The sequence below is a fragment of the Pseudomonas saudimassiliensis genome (assembly GCF_000939975.1).
GTDB lineage: Bacteria > Pseudomonadota > Gammaproteobacteria > Pseudomonadales > Pseudomonadaceae > Halopseudomonas > Halopseudomonas saudimassiliensis.
This window is the reverse complement of the sequence record NZ_LK391969.1, coordinates 1,909,928-1,933,723: the sequence shown is the minus strand read 5'-3', so window position 1 is coordinate 1,933,723 and position 23,796 is coordinate 1,909,928. Positions and strand designations below refer to the sequence as shown.

At 64.7% G+C, this 23,796-nt stretch carries 24 protein-coding genes; 15 read left to right on the top strand and 9 right to left on the bottom strand.

Annotation, left to right across the window (positions count from 1 at the left end; translation table 11 throughout):
• Nucleotides 1-4: 4 nt before the first annotated feature.
• Both VG99_RS08955 and VG99_RS08950 read left to right on the top strand, forming a co-directional pair.
• On the top strand, nt 5-1,000 hold the full coding sequence (locus VG99_RS08955; protein WP_044499445.1) for an aspartate carbamoyltransferase catalytic subunit: 996 nt from the start codon (nt 5-7) through the stop codon (nt 998-1,000).
• Nucleotides 1,001-1,002: 2 nt separating this feature from the next.
• Nucleotides 1,003-2,274, top strand: coding sequence for a dihydroorotase (locus tag VG99_RS08950; RefSeq protein ID WP_044501549.1), 1,272 nt, complete (start codon nt 1,003-1,005; stop codon nt 2,272-2,274).
• A 30-nt stretch (nt 2,275-2,304) separates the two neighbouring features.
• Here the strand turns inward: VG99_RS08950 and VG99_RS08945 are convergent, their stop codons facing one another.
• Nucleotides 2,305-3,441, bottom strand: coding sequence for a PilT/PilU family type 4a pilus ATPase (locus VG99_RS08945; protein ID WP_044499444.1), 1,137 nt, complete (start codon nt 3,439-3,441; stop codon nt 2,305-2,307).
• A gap of 46 nt (nt 3,442-3,487) precedes the next feature.
• Nucleotides 3,488-4,522 carry a type IV pilus twitching motility protein PilT gene (locus tag VG99_RS08940; RefSeq protein ID WP_044499443.1) on the bottom strand — a complete coding sequence of 345 codons (1,035 nt, stop codon included), beginning with the start codon at nt 4,520-4,522 and terminating at the stop codon, nt 3,488-3,490.
• Nucleotides 4,523-4,600: 78 nt separating this feature from the next.
• Between VG99_RS08940 and VG99_RS08935 the strand changes: the two genes are divergently transcribed.
• From VG99_RS08935 to VG99_RS08890, 10 genes are all read left to right on the top strand, one after another.
• Nucleotides 4,601-5,293 carry a YggS family pyridoxal phosphate-dependent enzyme gene (locus tag VG99_RS08935; RefSeq protein ID WP_044499442.1) on the top strand — a complete coding sequence of 231 codons (693 nt, stop codon included), beginning with the start codon at nt 4,601-4,603 and terminating at the stop codon, nt 5,291-5,293.
• A gap of 10 nt (nt 5,294-5,303) precedes the next feature.
• A complete protein-coding gene (proC, locus tag VG99_RS08930; RefSeq protein WP_044499441.1) occupies nt 5,304-6,122 on the top strand; it encodes a pyrroline-5-carboxylate reductase in 819 nt (272 codons plus the stop codon).
• 9 nt (nt 6,123-6,131) lie between these two features.
• Nucleotides 6,132-6,722, top strand: a complete 591-nt coding sequence (locus tag VG99_RS08925) for a YggT family protein (protein WP_044499440.1) — start codon at nt 6,132-6,134, stop codon at nt 6,720-6,722.
• 101 nt (nt 6,723-6,823) lie between these two features.
• Nucleotides 6,824-7,966: a homoserine O-succinyltransferase MetX gene (metX, locus tag VG99_RS08920; protein ID WP_044499439.1), complete on the top strand. Its 1,143-nt coding sequence runs from the start codon at nt 6,824-6,826 to the stop codon at nt 7,964-7,966.
• Between the two features lie 2 nt (nt 7,967-7,968).
• Nucleotides 7,969-8,559 carry a methionine biosynthesis protein MetW gene (metW, locus tag VG99_RS08915; protein WP_044501548.1) on the top strand — a complete coding sequence of 197 codons (591 nt, stop codon included), beginning with the start codon at nt 7,969-7,971 and terminating at the stop codon, nt 8,557-8,559.
• A 12-nt stretch (nt 8,560-8,571) separates the two neighbouring features.
• A complete protein-coding gene (locus tag VG99_RS08910) occupies nt 8,572-9,021 on the top strand; it encodes a DUF4426 domain-containing protein (protein ID WP_239419862.1) in 450 nt (149 codons plus the stop codon).
• Between the two features lie 7 nt (nt 9,022-9,028).
• Entirely contained in the window at nt 9,029-9,622 is a 594-nt protein-coding gene (gene rdgB / locus VG99_RS08905) for an RdgB/HAM1 family non-canonical purine NTP pyrophosphatase (protein WP_158023959.1), read from the top strand.
• A complete protein-coding gene (hemW, locus tag VG99_RS08900) occupies nt 9,619-10,767 on the top strand; it encodes a radical SAM family heme chaperone HemW (RefSeq protein ID WP_044499437.1) in 1,149 nt (382 codons plus the stop codon). The genes rdgB and hemW overlap by 4 nt, the downstream gene beginning before the upstream one ends.
• Before the next feature lie 210 nt (nt 10,768-10,977).
• The gene (locus VG99_RS08895; RefSeq protein WP_044499436.1) at nt 10,978-12,138 is read left to right on the top strand and encodes an iron-containing alcohol dehydrogenase; all 1,161 of its coding nucleotides are present in this window, start codon (nt 10,978-10,980) and stop codon (nt 12,136-12,138) included.
• Between the two features lie 199 nt (nt 12,139-12,337).
• The gene (locus VG99_RS08890) at nt 12,338-12,772 is read left to right on the top strand and encodes an acyl-CoA thioesterase (protein WP_044499435.1); all 435 of its coding nucleotides are present in this window, start codon (nt 12,338-12,340) and stop codon (nt 12,770-12,772) included.
• Here the strand turns inward: VG99_RS08890 and VG99_RS08885 are convergent, their stop codons facing one another.
• The 5 genes from VG99_RS08885 to VG99_RS08865 form a co-directional block, all read right to left on the bottom strand.
• Nucleotides 12,773-13,633 carry a crotonase/enoyl-CoA hydratase family protein gene (locus VG99_RS08885; protein ID WP_044499434.1) on the bottom strand — a complete coding sequence of 287 codons (861 nt, stop codon included), beginning with the start codon at nt 13,631-13,633 and terminating at the stop codon, nt 12,773-12,775.
• Nucleotides 13,634-13,884: 251 nt separating this feature from the next.
• Nucleotides 13,885-14,532: a tRNA (guanosine(46)-N7)-methyltransferase TrmB gene (gene trmB, locus VG99_RS08880; RefSeq protein WP_239419972.1), complete on the bottom strand. Its 648-nt coding sequence runs from the start codon at nt 14,530-14,532 to the stop codon at nt 13,885-13,887.
• Nucleotides 14,533-14,611: 79 nt separating this feature from the next.
• Entirely contained in the window at nt 14,612-15,412 is an 801-nt protein-coding gene (locus VG99_RS08875) for a thiazole synthase (RefSeq protein ID WP_044499432.1), read from the bottom strand.
• 17 nt (nt 15,413-15,429) lie between these two features.
• Entirely contained in the window at nt 15,430-15,630 is a 201-nt protein-coding gene (gene thiS, locus VG99_RS08870; protein WP_044499431.1) for a sulfur carrier protein ThiS, read from the bottom strand.
• An 85-nt stretch (nt 15,631-15,715) separates the two neighbouring features.
• Nucleotides 15,716-16,090, bottom strand: coding sequence for a DUF423 domain-containing protein (locus tag VG99_RS08865; protein ID WP_044499430.1), 375 nt, complete (start codon nt 16,088-16,090; stop codon nt 15,716-15,718).
• 19 nt (nt 16,091-16,109) lie between these two features.
• On the opposite strand from VG99_RS08865, the gene mtgA reads away from it, so the two are divergent.
• On the top strand, nt 16,110-16,919 hold the full coding sequence (gene mtgA / locus VG99_RS08860) for a monofunctional biosynthetic peptidoglycan transglycosylase (RefSeq protein ID WP_044501546.1): 810 nt from the start codon (nt 16,110-16,112) through the stop codon (nt 16,917-16,919).
• 52 nt (nt 16,920-16,971) lie between these two features.
• On the opposite strand, the gene VG99_RS08855 is transcribed toward mtgA, so the two are convergent.
• A complete protein-coding gene (locus VG99_RS08855) occupies nt 16,972-18,018 on the bottom strand; it encodes an AraC family transcriptional regulator (protein WP_044499429.1) in 1,047 nt (348 codons plus the stop codon).
• On the bottom strand, nt 18,011-18,928 hold the full coding sequence (locus tag VG99_RS08850; RefSeq protein WP_044499428.1) for a GGDEF domain-containing protein: 918 nt from the start codon (nt 18,926-18,928) through the stop codon (nt 18,011-18,013). The genes VG99_RS08855 and VG99_RS08850 overlap by 8 nt, the downstream gene beginning before the upstream one ends.
• A gap of 313 nt (nt 18,929-19,241) precedes the next feature.
• Here VG99_RS08850 and VG99_RS08845 point away from each other — a divergent pair, with 313 nt between their 5' ends.
• Together VG99_RS08845 and VG99_RS08840 are read left to right on the top strand one after the other, a co-directional pair.
• On the top strand, nt 19,242-21,767 hold the full coding sequence (locus VG99_RS08845; protein WP_044499427.1) for a TonB-dependent receptor: 2,526 nt from the start codon (nt 19,242-19,244) through the stop codon (nt 21,765-21,767).
• 55 nt (nt 21,768-21,822) lie between these two features.
• Nucleotides 21,823-23,790 (top strand): phytase, encoded by a 1,968-nt coding sequence (locus tag VG99_RS08840; protein WP_044499426.1) that lies wholly within the window; start codon nt 21,823-21,825, stop codon nt 23,788-23,790.
• The last annotated feature ends 6 nt before the right edge of the window (nt 23,791-23,796 follow it).

Below are 23,796 nucleotides of genomic sequence, written 5' to 3'. Positions count from 1 at the left end.
TCCAATGAGCCTGAAACCCAGCCAACTGCAACTCAATCACCAGGGCCAGCTGCGCCATTTCCTCGGCATCGACGGGCTATCCCGGGAGCTGCTGACCGAAATCCTCGACACCGCCGACTCCTTTCTCGAGGTCGGCGAGCGTGCCATCAAGAAGGTACCGCTGCTGCGCGGCAAGACGGTCTGTAACGTCTTCTTCGAGAACTCCACACGGACCCGCAGCACCTTCGAGCTGGCCGCCAAGCGGCTGTCCGCGGATGTGCTGAACCTGGACGTGCAGACCTCGTCCACCAGCAAGGGCGAGACCCTCTACGACACCCTGCGCAACCTCGAAGCCATGGCCGCGGACATGTTCGTGGTGCGCCACGGTGACTCCGGCGCCGCCCACTTCATTGCCCGCAACGTCTGTCCCGAGGTCGCCATCATCAACGCCGGCGACGGCAACCATGCCCACCCGACCCAGGCGATGCTCGACATGCTGACCATTCGCCGGCACCGGGCCGGCTTCGAGCAGCTGTCGGTGGCGATTGTCGGCGACATCCTGCATTCGCGCGTGGCGCGCTCGAACATGGAAGCTCTGCGCATCCTCGGCTGCCCCGACATCCGCATCATCGCCCCGCGCACCCTGCTGCCCGCGGGTATCGAGCAGTATGGCGTGCGGGTGTTCAATGACCTGCGCGTCGGCCTGCGCGACGTGGACGTGGTAATCATGCTGCGCCTGCAGAAGGAGCGCATGCAAAGTGGCCTGCTGCCCAGCGAAGGGGAGTTCTATCGCCAGTATGGCCTGACCCGCGACAGCCTGGCGCTGGCCAAGCCCGACGCCCTGGTCATGCACCCCGGCCCGATCAACCGCGGCGTGGAGATCGAGTCGGCGGTGGCCGACGGCCCGCAATCGGTGATTCTCAACCAGGTGACCTACGGCATCGCCGTGCGCATGGCAGTGATGTCCATGGCCATGGCCGGACAGACCACCCAGCGCCAAGCCAGTCAGGGAGGGCAATGAATATGCGTATCACCATTGAAGGCGCCCGGGTCATTGACCCCGCCAGCCAGTTCGACGCCATCACCGACCTGCACATCGATGCCGGCCAGATCAGTGCCCTCGGTCAGGCGCCGGAGGGCTTCGTCGCGGCCCAGATCATCGATGCCCGCGGCCTCATCGCCTGCCCCGGCCTGGTGGATCTGAACGTCAGCCTGCGCGAGCCCGGCTTCGGCCGCAAGGGCAGCATCGCCAGCGAAACCCGCGCCGCCGCCGTCGGCGGCGTCACCAGCCTGTGCTGTCCGCCCAACAGCCGGCCGGTGCTGGATACCCCGGCGGTAGCCGAACTGATTCTGGACCGCTCCGAACGCGCCGGCCAGACCCGGGTATTCCCCCTGGGCGCGCTGACTCGCGGCCTGGATGGTGAGCACCTGAGCGAGCTGGTGGCCCTGCGCGATGCCGGCTGCGTGGCCTTCACCCAGGGCCTGGCGCCCATGAAGAGCAACCGCATCCTGCGCCGGGCGCTGGAATATGCCGCCGGCTTCGACCTGCCGGTGATCTTCACGCCCATGGACCCGGCCCTGGCCGAGGGCGGCGTCGCCCATGAAGGGCCGACCGCCGCCCGCCTGGGCCTGGTCGGGATTCCCGAAAGCGCCGAGACCGTAGCCCTGGCGCGGGACCTGCTGCTGATCGAGCAGACCGGCGTACGCGCGCATTTCAGCGGCCTGAGCAGCGCCCGCGCGGTGGACATGCTGGCTGACGCCCAGGCCCGTGGCCTGCCGGTCACCGCCGACGTTGCCATGTACCAGCTGCTGCTGTGTGACGAGGACCTGGACGGTTATTCCAGCCTGCTGCACGTGATGCCGCCGCTGCGCAGCAGCAGCGACCGCCGCGCCCTGCGCCAGGCGGTACAGGCGGGAGTGATCCAGGCGATTGCGTCCCACCACCAGCCCCACGAGTTGGAAGCCAAGCGGGTGCCCTTCGCCGCGGCGGAGCCGGGTATCAGTAGTGTGGAGATTCTGCTGCCGCTGGCCCTGACCATGGTGGCCGATGGGTTGCTGGAATTACCGGCGCTGTTGGCACGCCTGACCTGCGGTCCGGCGGATATCTTCGGTTTGCCCGTCGGGCGGATTACCGAAGGTGCTGGTGCCGACATCACCCTGTTCAACCCGGCGGTGACCAGCGAGATCGGCCAGCACTGGCTGTCCAAGGGCGCCAACTGTCCGTTCATTGGCCAGAGCGCACCGGGTGCGGTCACCCACACCCTGTGCCAGGGCCGCCTGGTCTATCAGGCCTAGGCAGCCCCTCCCGTCGGGGACGGCCGGCGGTCAGCGCCGCCGGTCGTCTGCGTCTTCCAGGGCCAGGCCGTCCACCGCACGGCCCATCAGATGCTTGCCATCGGTCTCCGACCCCAGCTTGATCAGCAGGCGCAGGTCGTTGGCCGAATCGGCATGGGCCAGCGCATCCTCGTAGGTGATCTCGCCCTGGCTATAGAGCTTGTACAGCGCCTGGTCGAAAGTCTGCATGCCCACTTCATTGGACCGCGCCATCAACGGCTTGAGCTCGTGCACCTCACCCTTGCGGATCATGTCGGCGGCCAGCGGCGTATTGAGCAGCACCTCGATGGCGGCGCGGCGGCCCTTGCCGTCCGGGGTCGGGATCAGTTGCTGGGCGACGATGGCCTTGAGGTTGAGCGACAGGTCCATCCATACCTGCTGGTGCATTTCGGTGGGGAAGAAATGGATGATCCGGTCCAGCGCCTGGTTGGCGTTGTTGGCGTGCAGGGTCGCCAAGCACAGGTGCCCGGTCTCGGCAAAGGCCACTGCATGGTCCATGGTTTCCCGGGTGCGTACCTCACCGATCAGAATGACATCCGGCGCCTGGCGCAGGGTGTTCTTCAGCGCCACTTCGAAGCTGTCGGTATCGATGCCGACCTCGCGCTGGGTGACGATGCAGTTCTGATGCTGGTGGATGAACTCGATCGGGTCCTCGATGGAGATGATGTGGCCGCTGGAATGCTTGTTGCGGTAGCCGATCATCGAGGCCAGGGAGGTGGATTTGCCGGTGCCGGTGGCGCCGACGAAGATCACCAGGCCGCGCTTGGTCATCGCCAGTTGCTTGAGGATCTCCGGCAGGCGCAGCTCCTCCATGGTCGGGATGTTCACTTCGATGCGGCGCAGCACCATGCCCACCAGGTTGCGCTGGTAGAAGGCACTGACGCGGAAGCGGCCAATGCCCCGGGCACTGATGGCGAAGTTGCATTCCTTCTTCTCGGCGAACTCCCGGCGCTGGGCCTCGGACATCACGCCCAGCACGGTTTCCCGGGTCTGCTCCGGGGACAGCGGCGTCTTGGTCACGGGCAGGATCTTGCCATGCACCTTCATGCTCGGCGCCACACCAGCGGTGATGAACAGGTCGGAAGCGCCCTTCTCAACCATCAGTCGCAGCAGTTTTTCGAACTCCATAATGCCCTCGTCTCGGGGCGCATCCCGCGCCCGTCAGTGTGATCTGTCAGAGGCTTTCGCCGACCTTGGCCTTCTCGCGCGCCGCATCCCGGGTCACCAGGCCGCGGGATACCAGATTCTTCAGGCACATATCCAGGGTCTGCATGCCGATATTGCCGCCGGTCTGGATCGCCGAATACATCTGCGCCACCTTGTCCTCACGGATAAGGTTACGGATGGCCGGGGTGCCGATCATGATTTCGTGGGCCGCCACCCGGCCACCGCCGATCTTCTTCAGCAGGGTCTGGGAGACCACCGCCTGCAGCGATTCGGACAGCATCGAGCGGACCATGGCCTTCTCCTCACCGGGGAAGACGTCGACCACCCGGTCGATGGTCTTGGCGGCGGAGGTGGTGTGCAGGGTGCCGAATACCAGGTGGCCGGTTTCCGCGGCAGTCAGGGCCAGGCGGATGGTTTCCAGGTCGCGCATCTCACCGACCAGGATGATGTCCGGGTCTTCCCGCAGCGCCGAGCGCAGGGCTTCGGAAAAGCCGTGGGTATCGCGGTGCACTTCACGCTGGTTGACCAGGCACTTCTTGGATTCGTGGACGAATTCGATGGGGTCTTCGATGGTGAGAATGTGCTGATACTTGTTGCAGTTCAGGTAGTCGAGCATGGCCGCCAGGGTGGTCGATTTGCCCGAGCCGGTCGGCCCGGTGACCAGCACCAGCCCGCGGGGCACATCGGCGATCTTCTTGAACACATCGCCCATGCCCAGCTCGTCCATGGTCAGCACCTTGGAGGGGATGGTGCGGAAGACGGCGCCGGCGCCGCGGTTCTGGTTGAAGGCGTTGACCCGGAAGCGGGCCACGCCGGGCACCTCGAAGGAGAAGTCGGTTTCGAGGAACTCCTCGAAGTCCTTGCGCTGTCTATCGTTCATGATGTCGTAGATCAGGGCATGAACCTGCTTGTGTTCCAGTGCCGGGATGTTGATCCGGCGTACATCGCCATCCACTCGAATCATGGGCGGCAGTCCGGCCGACAGGTGCAAGTCCGACGCGCCCTGTTTGGCGCTGAAGGCTAACAGCTCGGTTATATCCATAGGGTTCCCCATTGCAACCTGCAAGCATGTAGAATGGCGGGCAGGTCAATTCCATTGGCAAGGTAAATAACGTCCGTAATGTCCACGATAGCAGAGAATATTGCAAACGTTCGTGAACGCATTTCGCGAGCAGCGCACACGGTTGGGCGCGACCCGCAGGGCATTACCCTGATGGCCGTGAGCAAGACCCGACCGGCCAGCGCCATCCGCGATGCCTGGGCCGCCGGCCTGGCCCATATCGGTGAAAACTACCTGCAGGAAGCCCTGGATAAGATCGACCAGCTGCAGGACCTGCCGCTGGTCTGGCATTTCATCGGCCCGATCCAGTCCAACAAGACCCGCGCCATCGCCGAGCACTTCGACTGGGTGCACAGCGTCGACCGGCTGAAGGTCGCCCAACGCCTGTCCCAGCACCGCCCGCCCGCGCTGGCGCCGCTGAACATCTGCCTGCAGGTCAATATCAGCAATGAGGACAGCAAGTCGGGTGTCACCCTTGCCGAGCTGCCCGCGCTGGCCACCGCCGTGGCGGATTTGCCGAACCTGCGCCTGCGCGGGCTGATGGCGATTCCCGCCCCGGCCGCCGACAGCGCCGCTCGGCGCCAACCGCTGCAGGCACTGCGCGAGGCCATGCTGGCCCTGGACCTGCCGCTGGATACCCTGTCGATGGGCATGAGCGATGACCTCACCGAGGCGGTGCAGGAAGGCGCCACCATCGTGCGGATCGGCAGCGCCCTGTTTGGCGCCCGCGACTATTCCACCTCCCCTTCCTAAGGATGATCACATGACCGCCCCGACCATCGGATTCATCGGCGCCGGCAACATGGCCACCAGCCTGATTGGCGGCATGTTGCAGCAGAGCTTCACGCCCCAGCAGATCATCGCCAGCGACCGCAGCAGCGAACAGCTGGAGAAACTGGCCAGCCAGTTCGGTATCCGCACAGCCACCGACAACGCACTGCTGGCCCGCGACTGTGACGTGCTGGTACTGGCGGTCAAGCCGCAGGTACTGCAGGCGGTCTGCCGTGCGCTACCCAGCCAGCGCCGGCCCGGCCAATTGGTGATTTCCATTGCCGCGGGCATCGCCTGCAGCAGCCTGGCCGACTGGCTGGGCACCGACACCGCGCTGGTGCGCTGCATGCCCAACACGCCGGCGCTGCGCGGCCAGGGCGTCAGCGGCCTGTTCGCTGCCGCCGGCGTGTCCGCTGAGCAGAAGCAACTGGCCGAACAGATCATGAATGCGGTGGGTATCAGCCTGTGGCTGGAACAGGAAGCCCAGATCGATGCCGTCACCGCGGTCTCCGGCAGCGGTCCGGCCTACTTCTTCTACCTGATGGAAGCCATGACCGATGCCGGCGAACAGCTGGGCCTGCCCCGGGATATCGCCGAACGCCTGACCCTGTTCACCGCCCTCGGCGCCGCCGACATGGCGGTGCACAGCGACGTGGATACCGCCGAACTGCGCCGCCGCGTCTGCTCGCCCAACGGCACCACCGAGCAGGCCATCGACAGCTTCACCCGGGATGACCTGCCCGGCATGGTGGCCCGCGCCATGCAGGCGGCTGCCGCGCGTTCCGCCGAACTATCCAAAGAACTCGCCTGAGGAACCTCCATGACCGGATTGAATATGGCCGCCATCTATATAGTGCAGACACTGGGCAGCCTCTACCTGTTGATCGTCCTGCTGCGTTTCATCCTGCAGCTGGTGCGGGCCGACTTCTACAACCCGCTGTCACAGTTCATCGTGCGTGCGACCCAGCCCCTGCTGCGCCCGCTGCGCCGGGTCATCCCGGGCTTTGCCGGGGTAGACTTCGCCTCGCTGGTGCTGGCGCTGATCGTCCAGGCGGTGGTCATGGCGATCATCATCAAGTTGATGGGCTATGCCCTGCCCGCCATATTGCAGCTGCTGGTGTGGGCGCTGGTGGGGGTGACCGCCCTGTTCCTGAAGATCTTCTTCTTTGCCCTGATCATCAGCGTGATCCTGTCCTGGGTGGCCCCGCACAGCCACAACCCCGCCGCGGTACTGGTGTACCAGCTGTGTGAGCCGGTGCTGGCGCCGATTCGCCGCATCCTGCCCTCGATGGGCGGGCTGGACCTGTCACCGATTTTCGCCTTCATTGCCTTGAATCTGCTGGATATGCTGGTAGTAACCAACCTGGCCATGGCCACGGGCATGCCGCGGGGCCTTACCCTGGCCCTCTGAACCCGGCAGCAAGCGTGACGCAGCGTACAGCCTGCGTCGCGCTCGCCGCCGAGGCCTGAAGTTCGCACCAGCTCCATTCATACAGGAAAGTAGAAACGCCCATGTCCAGATTCCCCGCTGATTCCGTCGGCCTGGTCTCGCCGCAGCGCCACGTATTTACCGAGCCCCTGCCCCTGGCGTGCGGGCGCAGCCTGCCGGAATATGAACTGGTCTATGAAACCTACGGGCAGCTGAACGCCAGCGCCAGCAACGCGGTGCTGATTTGCCATGCGCTGTCCGGTCACCACCATGCCGCCGGCTATCACAGCGAAGATGACCGCAAGCCCGGCTGGTGGGATGCCTGCATCGGCCCCGGCAAGGCCATCGACACCAACCGCTTCTTTGTGGTCAGCCTGAACAATCTCGGCGGCTGCCACGGCTCCACCGGGCCCTCCAGCATCGACCCGGAGACCGGCAAGACCTACGGTGGCAGCTTCCCGATGATCGTGGTCGAGGACTGGGTCAACAGTCAGGCCCGGCTCGCCGACCTCCTGGGTATCCAGTGCTGGGCCGCGGTCGTGGGGGGCAGCTTGGGCGGCATGCAGGCGCTGCAGTGGGCGATCCACTATCCCGACCGGGTACGTCACTGCGTGGCGATCGCCACCGCATCCAAGCTGTCGGCACAGAATATCGCCTTCAACGAGGTGGCCCGCCAGGCGATCGTCACCGACCCGGATTTCCATGCCGGCGACTACGCCGCCTTTGGCGTCATCCCCAAGCGCGGCCTGGGGCTGGCGCGCATGGTCGGCCATATCACCTACCTGTCCGATGACGCCATGGGCCAGAAATTCGGCCGGGAACTGCGCAGCGAACGGCTCAACTACGACATCAGTACCGTGGAATTCCAGGTCGAGAGCTACCTGCGCTACCAGGGCCAGGAATTTTCCGAGCGCTTCGACGCCAATACCTACCTGTTGATGACCAAGGCGCTGGACTACTATGATCCGGCCCGCGCCCATGGCGACGATCTGGCCAAGGCGCTGGAGCCGGTCACCGCGCGCAGCCTGGTGATCTCCTTCAGTACCGATTGGCGGTTCTCGCCAGCCCGCTCGCGGGAGCTGGCCAATGCGCTGCTGGCCGCCCGCAAGGACGTCAGCTATGTGGAGGTCGAGGCCGCCCAGGGCCATGATGCCTTCCTGCTGCCCATCCCCCGCTATATCCAGGCCCTGAGCAGTTACATGAATCGCATCGAGGTGGACGCATGAGCCTGCGCGCAGACTTGCAGATCATCCAGCAATGGATCCAGCCCGGCAGCCGGGTGCTCGACCTGGGCTGTGGCCAGGGCGAACTGCTGCACTACCTGCAGAACCATCGGCAGGTACACGGCTACGGCCTGGAGATTGATCCGGACAATATCAATACCTGCATCGCCCGGGGCGTCAACGTCATCGACAAGAACCTCGACCATGGCCTGGACAACTTCGAAGACCAGAGTTTCGATACCGTGGTCATGACCCAGGCGCTGCAGGCGGTGCACTATCCTGATCGCATCCTCGAAGACATGCTGCGCATCGGCCGCGAGGCCATCCTCACCTTCCCCAACTTCGGCCACTGGCGCTGCCGGCTGTACCTGGGGACCAAGGGTCGCATGCCGGTATCCGAGTTCATGCCGTACACTTGGTACAACACGCCCAACATCCACTTCTGCACCTTCAAGGATTTCGAGAACCTGTGCCATGAGCGCTCGGTCCGGATCCTCGATCGGCTGGTAGTGGACCAGACTCACCGCAGCAGCAGGTTGAGCGCCATGTGGCCAAACCTGCTGGGCGAAGTCGCCATCTACCGCGTGACCCGCTGACAAGGAGCTGCCATGAAATCCATCCTGCTTGCCGGCCTGCTGATGCTCGCCTCCGCCACCGCCTTCGCCCAGTCGGGCCCGGCGCAAAGTCCACAGCGCTTCGGCGACCTGCTGGTCTACCACAACACCTTCAACAGTTCCTACCTGCAGCCGGAGATCGCCGCCGCGGCGGGACTGCAGCGCGGCCCGCGCCAGGGCGTGGTGAATATCGCCGTGCAGCGCAACAGCGCCGAGGGTGCGCAGGCCGTCGATGCGCGGGTCGAGGGCACGGTGAAGAACCTGCTGCAGCAGACCACACCGCTCAAGTTCATCCGCATCCAGGAGCAGGACGCCATCTATTTTGTGGCCAACTACAGCGCCGGCCAGCGTGGGCTGCTGCAGTTCGAGGTGCGGGTGCAGGCCGATGAGGGCGCGCCGGTGCATACCCTGCGCTTCCAGCAGGAGTTCCATCCCGATGAGTGACCGCACAATGCCATTCGCGCGCCTGGTGCTGGCCAGCAACAATGCCGGCAAGCTCAAGGAGCTGCAGGCCATGCTCGGCAGCCATATCGAGGTATTGCCGCAGCGTGACTTCATCAGCGAAGAGGCCGAGGAAACCGGCCTGAGTTTTATCGAGAATGCCATTCTCAAGGCCCGCCACGCGGCGCGCGCCTCGGGCCTGCCAGCGCTGGCCGATGATTCGGGGCTGGCGGTGGACGCCCTGGGTGGCGCCCCCGGCATCTACTCGGCCCGGTATGCCGACGGCCAGGGTGATGCCGCCAATAATGCCAAGCTGCTGGCCGCCTTGCAGGATGTGCCGGACGAGCAGCGCGGCGCGCGCTTCATCTGCGCCCTGGCGCTGGTGCGCCATGCCGACGATCCGGTCCCGATCATCTGCGAGGGCGCCTGGGAAGGGCGCATCCTGCATGCCGCGCAGGGCGAGCATGGCTTCGGTTACGACCCGCTGTTCCTGGTACCGGAGCTGGGCGTCTCCAGCGCCGAGCTGCCCGCCGAGCAGAAGAACCAGCTGAGCCACCGCGCCCGGGCCATGGCAGTGCTGCGCCAGCGGTTGGGGTTGGTGTGAAACAGCTACAAGCATCATTGCCGCCGCTGGCGGCCTATGTGCATATCCCCTGGTGCGTGCGCAAATGCCCGTACTGCGACTTCAATTCGCACACCTTCGACAGCGGCCTGCCGGAAGCCGAGTACATCGATGCGCTGATCGCCGATCTGGAACAGGATCTGCCGGATACCGCCGGGCGCGAACTGGTGTCGATCTTCTTCGGCGGTGGCACACCGAGCCTGTTCTCCGCGGCCAGCCTTGGTCGCCTGCTGGAAGCCATGCAGCAGCGGCTGCGCTTTGCCAGTGACATCGAGATCACCCTGGAGGCCAACCCGGGGACCTTCGAGCAAGCCAAGTTCCATGATTACCGCGCCGCCGGCATCAATCGCCTGTCGATCGGCATCCAGAGCTTCAACCCCACCCACCTGAAGGCGCTCGGGCGTATCCACGACGATCGCGAGGCCTTGGCCGCAGTGGACATGGCGCGCCGGGCGGGCTTCGACAACCTCAACCTGGACCTGATGCATGGCCTGCCGCAGCAGACCCTGGAGCAGGCGCTGGCCGATATCAATCAGGCCATTGCCCTGGGGCCGGAGCACCTGTCCTGGTATCAACTGACGCTGGAACCCAACACCGTGTTCTATTCGCGCCCGCCGACCCTGCCGGAGGACGAGGTGCTGTGGGACATCCAGGAAGCCGGCCAGGCGCGCCTGGCCGAGACCGGTTATGCCCAGTACGAGATCTCGGCCTACGCCCGCGATAACCGCCGCGCCCGGCATAATCTCAACTACTGGCAGTACGGCGATTTCATCGGCATCGGCGCCGGCGCCCATGGCAAGCTGACCCATGCCGATGGTCGCATCGAGCGCTACTGGAAGACCCGCCAGCCCAAGGATTACCTGAACCCCGACAAGGCCTACCGCGCCGGCAACAAGATCCTCGGCGCTGCGGAGATTCCTTTCGACTTCCTGATGAACGCCCTGCGCCTGGTCGATGGCGTGCCCAGTGCCTGGTATCAGCAACGGACCGGCCAGCCCCTTACTGCCATCGCGCCCCTGCTCGACCGGGCCGTGGAGCGCGGCCTGCTCGAGCCCTGGCAGCAGCAGTTGCGGCCCACCGAGCAGGGCCGACTGTTTCTCAATGATCTTCTGGAGATGTTTCTCTAGCGTTTGCCGGCACTTGGGGGATTCTCCGGCGCCCGCCGACCGCGGCGAGGCGCCGCTCCTGCAGGTTCAGTCTCAGCGGCTGTCGGCTTCGCGCTGCGGCGATGGGTAAGCATTCACAACACCCAATCTGTCCCGCTTGCGCTTGCTGCCGAGCGTGCGCACCCCTAGAGTAAATGGTCAGTCTGATTCGTCCGTGACCACGAGGTGCCCATGTCATCCTTCAGCTTCGCCACCACCGCCCGTATCCTCTGCGAAACCGGCGCCGCCAGTCGCCTGGCGCAACTGTGCCGGGAGCGGGATGCGCAACGGGTGTTGATCGTCACCGACCCCGGCATTACCCGACTGGGGCTGCTGGGGGATGTATTGCCGGGCTTCGCCGAGACCGGCATGAGCGTCGAGGTGTTCGACCAGGTGCTGGCCGATCCGCCGGAAACCGTGGTTTTCGCCGCTGCCCACCAGGCCCAGGCAATGAATGCACAACTGATCATCGGCTTCGGCGGGGGCAGTTCCATGGATGTGGCCAAGCTGGTCGCCCTGCTGGCCCATCCCCACTGCCACCAGAGCCTCCCCGACATCTATGGGGTGGACAAGGCCCGCGGCCCGCGGCTGCCGCTGATCCAGGTGCCCACCACCGCCGGTACCGGCTCGGAGGTGACCCAGATCGCCATTATCACCACGGGGGAAACCACCAAGACCGGCGTAGTCTCGCCCTTGCTGCTGCCCGACCTGGCCGTGCTGGATGCCGAACTGACCCTGGGCCTGCCGCCCGCGGTCACCGCGGCTACCGGGATCGACGCCATGGTCCATGCCATCGAAGCCTATACCAGCAAACTGAAGAAGAACCCGCTATCCGATATGCTTGCCCGCGAAGCGCTGCGGCTGCTCGCCGGCAACCTGGATGAAGCGGTACACAACGGTGGCAATCGCCAGGCGCGCCAAGCCATGCTGCTCGGCTCGCTGCTGGCCGGCCAGGCGTTCGCCAACGCGCCGGTCGCTGCCGTGCATGCCCTGGCCTACCCGCTGGGCGGACACTTCCACATTCCCCACGGGCTGTCCAACGCCTTGGTGCTGCCCAGCGTGATCGCTTTCAACGCCCCCGCGGCGCAAGCGCTGTACGCGGAACTGGCGCCGCTGCTGGTACCGGATTGCCAGCCCGGCGATGCGGCCAGCCTGACGGACCAACTGATTACCGCGCTGTCCCAGCTGAGCCCGCGCTGCAACCTGCCCAGCCGCCTGCGTGACGCCGGCGTACCGGAAGACAGCCTGGAGATGCTGGCCAGGGATGCCATGCAGCAACAGCGGCTGCTGGTGAATAACCCGCGGGAGATCACCGAGGCGGATGCACTGGCGATCTATCGGCAGGCGTATTGAGTAGATCCATCAGCCGGGGTTTCTGGGAGGTTCGAGCACCAGCTCGTACCTTAGCGTGCCTGGATACTCCGCGCATCGCTCGATGCTCCCAGGGGAACATACCCGTGCGTGGCGCCGACCTACCGGCCGGAATGGAATTCGGCCGGGCCGCGACCGGCCGGGCCGCGATCGGCCCTTCATTGAATCTGAGAACCGCAACATGACCACCCGACCCCAACGCAGCGACTATCCCTACCTCCACCCGATCACCACCCGCTGGCACGACAATGATCTCTATGGCCATATCAACAATGTCACCTACTACGCCTTCTTCGACAGCGCAGTGAACAGCTGGTTGATCAACGAGGGCGGGCTGGATATCCACCAGGGGGAGCAGGTGGCGTTTGTGGTCAGTTCCGGCTGCGACTACTTTGCGCCGGTGGCCTTTCCCGAGCTGATCGAAGTCGGCGTGCGGGTGGCGAAGCTGGGTAACAGCTCGGTGCATTACGAGCTGGCGGTGTTCAAGGCAGGGGTTGCCGATGCCTGCGCGGCGGGGCGCTTCGTGCACGTGTTTGTCGAGCGCGCCAGCAACCGCGCCTGCCCCATCCCACCGGAGCAGCGTGCGGCGCTGGAGCGTTTGCTGGTCGAGCGCTGATTACTCGAAGGGCCGCTCGTCCCACCAGGGATAGAAGTCCGGTTGATCCTGGCTGGGGCTGAGCTTGAACTCGGGGGCGCGTTTCTCCAGGAAGGAACGCACGCCCTCCTTCGCATCCTCGGACTCGCCCATGAAGGCGATCGCCCGCGAGTCGACCTTGTGCGCTTCCATCGGATGGTCGGCACCGAGCATGCGCCACATCAGTTGCCGATTGAGCAGCGCCGACATGGGCGACGTATTGTCGGCAATCTCGCGGGCCAGGGCGTAGGCCGCCGGCAGCAGCTCGTCGGGCTCGTGGATGCTGCGGACCAAGCCACCCTTGAGCGCTTCCTCCGCACCGAACACGCGTCCGGTATAGACCCATTCGGCGGCCTGCATCGGGCCGACCAGACGGGGCAGGAACCAGCTTGAGCAGGCTTCCATGGTGATACCCCGGCGGGCGAAGACGAAGCCGAACTTGGCGTTGGTGGAAGCCAGGCGGATGTCCATCGGCAGGGTCATGGTGACCCCGACGCCGACCGCCGCGCCATTGAAGGCGCCGATCACCGGCTTGGTGCATTCATAGATGCGCAGCGAGACAGTCCCGCCGCCGTCACGCAGGTCCGCCCCTTCCGGCTGGTCGGTGCGGGTGTGGCGGTTGAAGGTGTCGCCACCCTTTTCCAGGTCCGCACCGGCGCAGAAGGCCCGGCCGGCACCGGTGACAATGATCACCCGCACGGCATCATCGGCATCGGCGGCATCAAAGGCGGCGATCAGTTCACGACGCATCGGACCATTGAAGGCGTTCATCCGCTCGGGACGGTTGAGGGTCAGGGTCAGGACGCCGTCCTGCACCTGATAATCGAGGGTTTCGAATTGCATGAGGGGCTCCACAGACGTTGTTCTGAATGCAAGCCAGTGTAGGTAGCGTGGCCGGCGGCGGCCATTACTCTTGGTAACTGCTATGTAGGGTCATAGGCGCGGCGGATACCCGCCGGTTGTCGAGTCTGCTGGGAACGTCGAGCATCACGGGTCGTTATTGGCCCGCGCAGCAGCGACAGTGTCCTGGGCAGCACGGTGGACGAGCTGGTGCTCGTCCTTCCCAGGGGACGTAGCGCGGGCGCGCTACGTATTCAGTCGACCCGCTCGAACTTCAGGTCCCAGACCCCGTGCCCGAGCCGCTCGCCGCGCCTCTCGAACTTGGTGATCGGGCGTTCTTCCGGACGAGGAACAAAGGAGCCATCGGCGGCCTGGTTGCGGTAACCGGGCGCTGCGCTCATCACTTCAAGCATATGCTCGGCGTAATGCTCCCAGTCGGTGGCCATGTGCAGCACACCGCCGATCTTCAGCTTGCGCCGCACCAGCTCGGCAAAGGCCGGCTGCACGATACGCCGCTTGTTGTGCTTCTTCTTGTGCCAGGGGTCGGGAAAGAACAGCAGCAAACGATCCAGGCTGGCGTCGGGGATGGCCTGGTTCAGCACTTCGATGGCGTCGCAGTCATACACCCGCACATTATCCAGCCCGGCATTGAGCAGCCCATTGAGCAACGCTCCCACACCCGGGCGGTGCACCTCGATGCCGATAAAATCCTGCTCCGGCGCGGCCTGGGCCATCTCCAGCAGGGAGTGCCCCATGCCGAAGCCGATTTCCAGGGTCCGCGGCGCCTGGCGACCGAATACCTGATCCAGGTCCAGCAGGCCATCGGCCAGGGTCAGCCCGAACCGCGGCCAGCCCTTTTCGACGCCACGCTGCTGACCCTCGGTCATGCGCCCGGCACGCATGACGAAACTGCGGATGGTGCGGCGCGGCTGCGCCTCGTCCGCTCCGCCCCGCTCGTCCGCTTCCCGGCTATCGTTGATCTCATTCATTGCCGACAAAGGTTCCTTCCAGCGGTGAGGAGGCAGCAGCGTAGAGGCGGCGCGGCATGCGTCCGGCCAGGTAGGCGCCGCGACCTGCGATGACCGCGTGCTTCATGGCCTCGGCCATCAGCACCGGCTTCTGCGCCCCGGCGATGGCGGTGTTCATCAGCACCCCGGCACAGCCCAGCTCCATGGCGATGGTGGCATCCGAGGCAGTACCGACACCGGCATCCACCAACACCGGCACGGTGGCCTCTTCGAGGATGATGCGCAGGTTGTAGGGGTTGCAGATGCCCAGGCCCGACCCGATCAGGCCAGCCAGCGGCATGACCGCCACGCAGCCGATCTCCGCCAGTTGCCGGGCGATGATCGGGTCGTCACTGGTGTAGACCATGACATCGAAGCCATCCTTGACCAGCACTTCGGCGGCCTTGATGGTTTCCACCACGTTGGGGAACAGGGTCTTCTGGTCGGCCAGCACTTCCAGCTTGACCAGGTTGCGGCCATCCAGCAGCTCGCGGGCCAGGCGACAGGTGCGCACAGCGTCCTCGGCGGTGAAGCAGCCGGCGGTGTTCGGCAGGATGGTGTAACGATCCGGCGGAATCACGTCGAGCAGGTTGGGCTCACCGGGATTCTGGCCGATATTGGTGCGGCGAATGGCTACCGTGACAATCTCCGCACCGGACGCCTCGATGGCCTCCCGCGTTTCGTCCATGTCCTTGTATTTGCCGGTACCGACCAGAAGACGGGAACGGTAACGAACGCCGGCAATTTCCAGCGCGTCTTGCTGCATATCTGTCATGGGTATCTCCGCTGCGGCTAGCCGCCGCCAATGGCATGGACGATTTCAACCCGGTCACCGTCGTTCAGACGTGTGTCGGCATACTGACTGCGCGGCACGATCTCCAGATTCAGCTCGACGGCCAGTCGCTTGCCGGTCAATCCCAGGTGCTCGACCAGGTCGGCCAGGCTGATGGAGGAATCGAGAGGATGGGCTTTGCCATTCAGTTGGATCTGCATGGAACAACTCGATGAATTCAGGAATCAGGCCGGGAATGATAGCGTGAAACAGGCAGCCCTGCCTAATGCCGGGCAGTGGCCAGGGTCAACCCACCGACCGCCACACACCGATGCCGAAACACACCCAGGCCGCCAGAAAGCACACCCCGCCGATGGGCGTGACGATGCCCAGCCGCAGGCCGCCAAGGGTCATCAGATACAAGCTGCCGGAAAACAGCAGTATACCGACCACAAACAACACCCCGGAGGCCTTGAACAGCGCACTTTCAGGCCAGCGCAACAGCAGCAGGGCCACCCCGATCAGCGCTGCGGTGTGCCACAGTTGATACTGCACTCCGGTCTGAAACACGCCCAGCATCTTTTCCGGCAACCGGCTGCGCAGCGCATGGGCAGCAAAGGCGCCCAGCGCCACACCGGTGAAACCGCTGAGCGATGCCAGCAACAACAGGATCTTGACCATCAATGAAGACTCCCTCGCGATGGGTTTATACTGCGGCACATTCTACCTCACCGCTTTCAATAGGCAGACGAGCACACCATTGAAGACGATTTTGCGCAAGACCGCCAAATGGCTGCTGATCCTCCTGTTGCTCAGCCTACTGCCGGTGATCCTGTTCCGTTGGGTACCGGTGCCCGGCTCGATGCTGATGGTCGAACGCTGGTTCGAGGCGCGAGGCAATCAGCAGTTCGCACTGCAACAGCGCTGGACGCCCTACCGGGACCTGCCCGACAACCTCAAGATGGCGGTCATCGCCGCGGAAGACCAGCGCTTTGCCGAGCACCATGGCTTCGATATCCAGGCCATCCGCGCGGCGCTGAAGCACAACCAGCGCGGCGGCAACCTGCGCGGCGCCAGCACCCTCAGCCAGCAGGTGAGCAAGAACCTGTTCCTCTGGTCCGGCCGCAGTTGGCCGCGCAAGGGATTGGAAGCCTGGTTCACCCTGGCCATCGAGACACTCTGGCCCAAGCAGCGGATTCTCGAGGTGTACCTGAATATCGTCGAATGGGATGACGGCGTGTTTGGCGCCGCCGCTGCGGCCGAGCACCACTTCGGTGTAGCGCCGGGCAGGCTGTCCGACCAGCAGGCGGCGCAATTGGCCGCTGTCCTGCCCAACCCGCGGCGCTGGAGCGCCGCCCGCCCACCGGCCCATGCCCTGCAGCGCAGCAACTGGATCCGCCGCCAGGCCCGGCAACTGGGCGGCAGCCATTACCTGCGGCAACTGGAAGCCGGGCGCGATTGGCCGCAGTGGTTGAGCGCGGGCTACTGGAGTCAGCGGCTGGGTAATTGACGGCCGGGTCGGGATGCCGAATCGACCAGCCCCACCGGGTAGCGCCAGGGTACTACTGTCCGCCGGCCAGCCAACGCTGCAGCTCCCCCGGCAGCAGACCGGTCCAGCGGCGCAGGGAGCGGCGGAAGTTGGCACGGTCGGTGAAGTTGAGGTAGTCGGCCACCTCTTCGCTGGAATAACCCCGGCTCTGATACAGCTCCAGCGCTACGCTGGAGCGGGCCAGATCCAGCTGCTCCTGAAAACCGGTACCGTGCTTGTGCAGCTTGCGCTTGAGGGTGGCCGGGCTCATGGCAAAGGCCTCAGCAGTGTTCTCCAGTCGCAGCGGGTGGCGAATCCGTTCACGCAGATGGTCATGCAGGTGGTCGAGCAGGCTGAGTGGCGCCGGCAGGGCCGCGAGCATGGCCAATCCTTCCCGCTCCGCGACCTGGCCGGCGGTGGCTGAGGCGTTGGGCCAGGGCCGGTAGAGGAACTCCCGGGGCAGCGACATCTGATCCAGCGGGCTGGCAAAGCGCAATTGCTCGCCCAGATGAACCCAGTACTGCTCGCTGTAGCGCGGCTGTGCGTGGCGCAGATGGAACACCCAGGGCAGGCGCTCGGCGGATAGCCAGCGGGTCATGCCGGCGACCGCGGCCATGGCGGCTTCGATCAGGAATACCCGCTGCGCACCGGCACCGAAGCTGTCGCCCCAGTCCAGCCAGAGGTGCTCTTCATCCACCCGCAGCCGCAGGCGCAGCAGCGGTAGCAATAACGGTTGCAGCTGCACCAACCGATGCAGCGCCTCTTCAAGATTGGCGGCATGGGCCAGCGCGTGACTGGCTGCGCCATAGTGTCCGGGTAGCCATTGATGGCCGAGCAGGAAGCTGGTGTCGTCCGCCGGCATCTGCTGCTGTACATTGCCGATCAGCCGCAAGAACTGGCGGGGGGCGATCCGCTGATTGCCGGCAAGGATGTCCTCATGAAAGAGCCCGGTTCCCTGCAGTAGCCGGTGGGCATTGACGCCCCGGCCCAGCGCCAGGTCGATCAGGCTGGCGGGCTGGTAATGCGCCGCCATGAAGCGCGTGTCGCACTCCAGCCAGCCGCTGCGCCGGGGGCTATCCATACCGCACCGTCAGGCTGTGCTTGGCCCGGGCCATGGCAATATTCAGCCGCTCCAGCAGCGGCTCCGCCTCTTCATTCCGGGCCATCAGCGCCACCGTACTGGCGGACAACTCGATACGTTCGCCCTGGCCACTGCTCTTGTAGGCCAGGCTGTCCACCGCCTCGGCCAGCTCGGCCGCCAGCAACCTTGCCTGCCGTTCGCCCGTATGCGGCAGGATCACTACAAAGCGATCCCCCGCCAGCCGGCACAGCAGATCGTGCTGGCGCAGATTGAGCAGCAGCAGTTGGGTCAGCACCTGCAGCACCCGATCCCCTTCTGCCTGGCCGTATTCTCGATTGACCCGGTTGAACGCATTCATGTCCAGCATGATCAGCGACAGCGGCTGGTGTTGCGCCCTGGCCTCGGCCAGCATGGATTGCAATTGGGCGCGCAGATAACGGGCGTCGCCCAACGGCGTCAACTTGTCGAACTGGCGATGCTCACGGTACAGCCGCTCGCGATTACGCATCTGCTCGTTGATCGCCAGCTGTTCCCGATGCCAGTGAAAAATGCCCAGGGTCAACAGGGTGAATCCGACGGGCATGGGCCCCGACTCCAGCCAGCCATCCCAGCGCACCGCATCGGGCATAGCGACGAACTCGTCGACCATGTCCATGAACAGGCTGAAGAACAGGCAGGCCAACCCCAGAAACAGCAGGCTGGTTACCCGGCCGGCGGGGCGACTCTTGAGCAGCAGACCGATCCAGATCAGCAGCAGCACCGCCGAACCGCCTTCCCCGGCAATATCCAGCCAGTTCCAGGCGGCTACCGGCTTGCCTTCACCGGCGAGCAAGTGCAGCAGCAGCCCCGCGTTGGCGGCAATTAGCAGGCCGGCGAGCTTGAAACGATGCAGGGCGAAGGTGGATGGCATGGGCGTGTCTCCTTGCTTGCCCATCAGCTAAACAGCGGTTGATGACAATCCGATTGCAGCGCCGGGGTCATATCAGCTCAAGCCATATGCCACCACAGAGCTGGATTACCGTATCGAGCCCGTATTCGCGCGCTGAGCGCCCTGCAGGAGGTCTCCGCCACAGTCAAATCAGCTCAAACCCCACCCTTACTCGCCATGATCGCCGCCATTAGCGCCCATTCACCCCAGAACCGTCACGGAACTGACATCTGCCCTCCCTAAGGTTCCTCCCAGCACGGCCCGGCAGAGGCCGCATCCATCCAGGGAGATCACCATGTCTGTGCAAGATGTCAGCATCCGGAGCAGCAGCCTGCGCCTCAGCGCACTGGCGCTGGCCATTACCGCCAGCACCTCGCTGGCCGCCCAAACCCAACAGCCGGAAGTGGTCGAGGTTATCGGCCAGGCGGCACAGCTGGAGCAGGCGTTGGATGATCAGCGCCGGGCCAACACCATCAAGAGCGTGGTGCATGCCGACGCCATCGGCCAATTGCCGGATGACAATGCCGCCGAGGCACTGCAGCGCATTCCCGGCCTGTCGGTCGAGCGCGACCAGGGTGAGGGCCGCTTCGTGCGGGTGCGCGGTCTCGGCTCTGATCTCAACAGCGTGACCATCAACGGCACCTTGGTGCCCGCGCCGGAGGATGACCGCCGCGCGGTAGCCATGGACGTGTTGCCCAGCGAACTGGTGCAGTCGCTGTCCGTGGTCAAGACCCTGACCCCGGACATGGATGCCAACTCCCTCGGCGGCACCATCGAGGTGGAAAGCCTGTCTGCCTTCGACCATGACGGTCTGTTCTACAGTCTCAGCGCCGAGGGCAGCCACGACGAGAACACCAGCCAGAACAGCCCCAAGTTGTCCGGCGCCTTCAGCAACCGCTTCAGCATCGGCGAGGGGGTGGACAACTTCGGTATCGCCACCGCCTTCAGCTGGCAGGAGCGGGAGTTCGGTTCGGATAACGTCGAGACCGGCGGCGCCTGGGACTTCGATGATGAGGCCCGGCTGGAGGAACTCGAGCAACGTCGCTACGACATCACCCGGGAGCGTACCGGGTTCGGTCTCAACCTGGATTATCGCCCTGACGACCACAGCGAAGTCTGGTTGCGTACCCTGTACAGCCGCTTCAAGGACGATGAAGTCCGCCAGGGGCTGGTTACCGAGTTTGCCGATCCGCAGCTGGCCGGGGAGTTCGGCGACGCGGAAGTCACCCGTGAACTCAAGGCCCGTGAGGAGACCCAGGAGGTCAAGAGCTTCGTATTCGGTGGCAAGCGCCAACTCGGTGACTGGGGCGTCAGCGCCCAGGCCGGTTACAGCAAGGCCGGGGAGGACAGCCCGGGCGGTATCGGTAACGCCGCCTTCGAGGGCAACGACGACTTTGCCGGCATCGGCTACGGCGGCGGTCGCAAACCGCGACTGCGCGGCGGGCCGGACCTGCATGATCCCAACAACTTCACCCTCACCGAAGTGGAATGGGAAAAGCAGAAGACCACCGACACTGAGAAGAACATCAAACTCGACCTGACCCGGGACTTCTACCTGAGCGGCATGCCGTCGCAGCTGGCGTTTGGCGGCAAGCTGAGCCGCCGGGAAAAGGACAGCGACCTGGATATCTGGGTCTATGAGGATTTTGACGAGCTGGGTTTTACTGATGAGCAGCTGAGCCTGTCGCGCTTCGACCGTGGCACCACCGATTACGGTCTCGGCCGCATGGGCCCAAGGATCTCCGACCGGGCGGTGAAGGACCTGATCAGCGGACTGGATCGCGCCGACTTCTACGATGAGGAGGAGTCGCGGATCAACGACTTCAACATCGAGGAAGACATCAACGCCGCCTACCTGATGAACACCCTGGATATCGATGACCTGCGCATCATCGCCGGCCTGCGCTACGAGGGCACCCGCCTGAAGGCCCGTGGCACCGGTTTGACCGATGGCGAATTCAGCGCCAGCAATACCAGCAACAAGTACGACCATTGGCTGCCCGGCCTGCACGCCATCTACCAGCTCAACGACCAGACCCAGCTTCGCGCTGCCTGGACCAATACGGTGGTGCGCCCCACCTTCGGTCAGTTGTTCCCCGGTTTCCTGCTGGACGGTGATGAGGCGGAGTTCGGCAATCCCGACCTGAAGCCGCTGGAGTCTGCCAACTTCGACCTCGGCATCGAGCACTACATGGGCCGCGCCGGCGCGGTATCGGCTTTCCTGTTCTACAAGGACATCGACAACTTCATCTATAGCGCCGATGTCGCCGGCACCGGGGACTATATCGGCTTCAGTGAGGCAATCACCTCGGTCAATGGCGGCAGCGCCGAGGTCTATGGCCTGGAGCTGGCCTATTCGCAGAAATTCAGCTGGCTGCCGGCCCCCTGGAACGGCCTGCTGGTGAATGCCAACACCACGTTCACCCATTCGGATGCGGACATCGAGCAGTTCGACCAGGACCTGGGTGCCATGCGCAGCCGCAGCATCCGCCTGCCCGGCCAGTCCGACGTGACCGGCAACCTGACAGTCGGCTGGGAAAACGACCAGGTGAGCCTGCGCCTGTCGACCAACTACAAATCCAACTACCTGACCGAAGTCGGTGATGTGCTGGATTCGCGCTACGACTACAAGGTGGATGACCAGCTGTTTGTCGACTTCAGCGCCAGCTACTTCCTGCGCGACAACCTGCAGCTGTTCTTCGAGGCGCAGAACCTCACCGATGAGTCCTACTACGTCTACACCGGCAAGCGCCGTTACAACAGCCAGTACGAGGAATACGGCCCCAGCTACAAGATCGGCCTGACCCTGACCCACTTCTGATCGGCCGGCGCGGCCGGCCCGCCGCGCCTTCCCGCTCTCTGCCCAAGGACTACCCATGCAACCCCGATTTTGCCTGACACCCCTGGCCGCACTGCTGTTATCCGGCCTGCTCGGCGCCTGTTCCGGCGAGGCTACCCCGCCGCGCAGCGCGGCAGTAGCCGCCGAACAGCCAGACGCCAATCACGCCCGCAGTGTACAGGGCGCCCCTCTGCAGAACTGGTCGCCCACTGCTGCCCAGAGCGCCGAATCCTGGCTGCTGCTGGACAACGGCCAGCGCCTGGCCGCTGACGCCGATGGCCTCTGGCTGCTGGATGACAGTGGCCAGAGACTGAGCCAGCACCCCGGCAACTTCAGCACCCTGGATGCCCGGGTACTGGATGAGCAACTCCTGATCGCCACCACCGACACCGCCCTGCAGCAACCGATCCTGCTGCAAGCCGACAGCGACAACCTGACCGTACGCCGGAAACTGGTGCTGCCGAGCAGCGACTACCGCATCGAGAATCTGTGCCTGTACCGTGATGATGCCAGCAACCTGCACCTGTTCATCATCGGTGAGGAAGGCCAGGGCGATCAGTGGCTGGTCGGTTCTGCTCGTCAGTTGCTGGATCAACCCGCCCATGTACGCAGCCTGGGTCTTCCGCCGGAAGCCGAGCATTGCGCGGTGGATGAGCAGCAGCATCTGCTGTACGTCAACGAAGAAAGCATCGGCATCTGGGCCTACGGCGCCCATCCCGAAGCGGAGCTGGGCCGCCAGCCGGTGGACATGCTCAAACCCTTCGGCACGCTGCAGGAACAGGTCGCCGGTCTGGCTGCGGTACCGGGCGGCCTGCTGGCGCTGGATGCCGACGCCCGCCAACTGCACAGCTACCGTGTGACAGCGGATGGTTGGAACCCGCTTGCACCCTTGGCGTTGGAAGGCACCGTCGAGCCGGAGCGGCTGGCGGCGCGTACCGCCAACGGCCAGATCGAACTGCTGATATTGGATGGTGACGACGGTCGGCTGTACCAGAGCCGCATCGACTGGCCCGAGACGAAGCTGACCCACAGCGCGCCTCTGCCGGTGCTATCACCGCTGGTGCAGACCGAACCGGTACCCAGTGTCGGTGATGCCGCCGACGATCCGGCCATCTGGCTGCACCCCACCAACCCTGCCCAGTCCCGCGTGCTGGGCACCGACAAGCGTAATGGCCTGGCTGTTTACGACCTGCAGGGCAAGCAATTGCAGTACCTGAACGTCGGCCGGCTGAACAACGTGGACGTGCGCAGCGGCTTTCAGCTGGGCGAACAGCAGCTCGACCTGGCCGTGGCCAGCAATCGGGATCACAACAGCCTGCAGTTGTTTGGCATCGACCCGGTCGCCGGTGGCCTGCGCGATCTGGGCCAGATCGCCACACCGCTGGAGGAAATCTACGGCTTGTGCATGGGCCAGGCCGCAGATGGCCGCATCTATGCCATCGCCAACGACAAGAACGGCCGCTTCCTGCAATACCGGCTGGATGGCCGCAGCGGCGAAGCACGCGGCGAGCTGGTGCGCGAATTCTCCGTCACCAGCCAGCCGGAGGGCTGCGTCGTGGATAACCAGCGCCAGCGCTTGTTCATTGGCGAAGAAGGCGAAGCGGTATGGGCGCTGGAGGCCGGCGAGGATGCCTCCACCGAGATGACCCGGGTGATCGGCGTCGGCGGCCCGATCGAGGCCGATATCGAAGGCCTGGCCCTGTACCAACACCCCGACCACCCCTATCTGGTGATTTCCAGCCAGGGCAACGACAGCTACGTGGTCACCGACGCCGAGCCGCCCTTCGCCCTGCGCGGCAGCTTCCGCATTGGTCTGAATGCGGAGCTGGGCATCGACGGGGTGTCCGAGACCGACGGGCTGGAGGTGACCTCCGCCAACCTCGGCGACCCCTGGAGCGCAGGGATGCTGATGGTGCAGGACGGCCGCAAACGCATGCCGGAAGGCAACCAGAACTACAAATACGTGCCCTGGCAGAGCATTGCCGACGCACTGCAACTGGATTGAGGAACA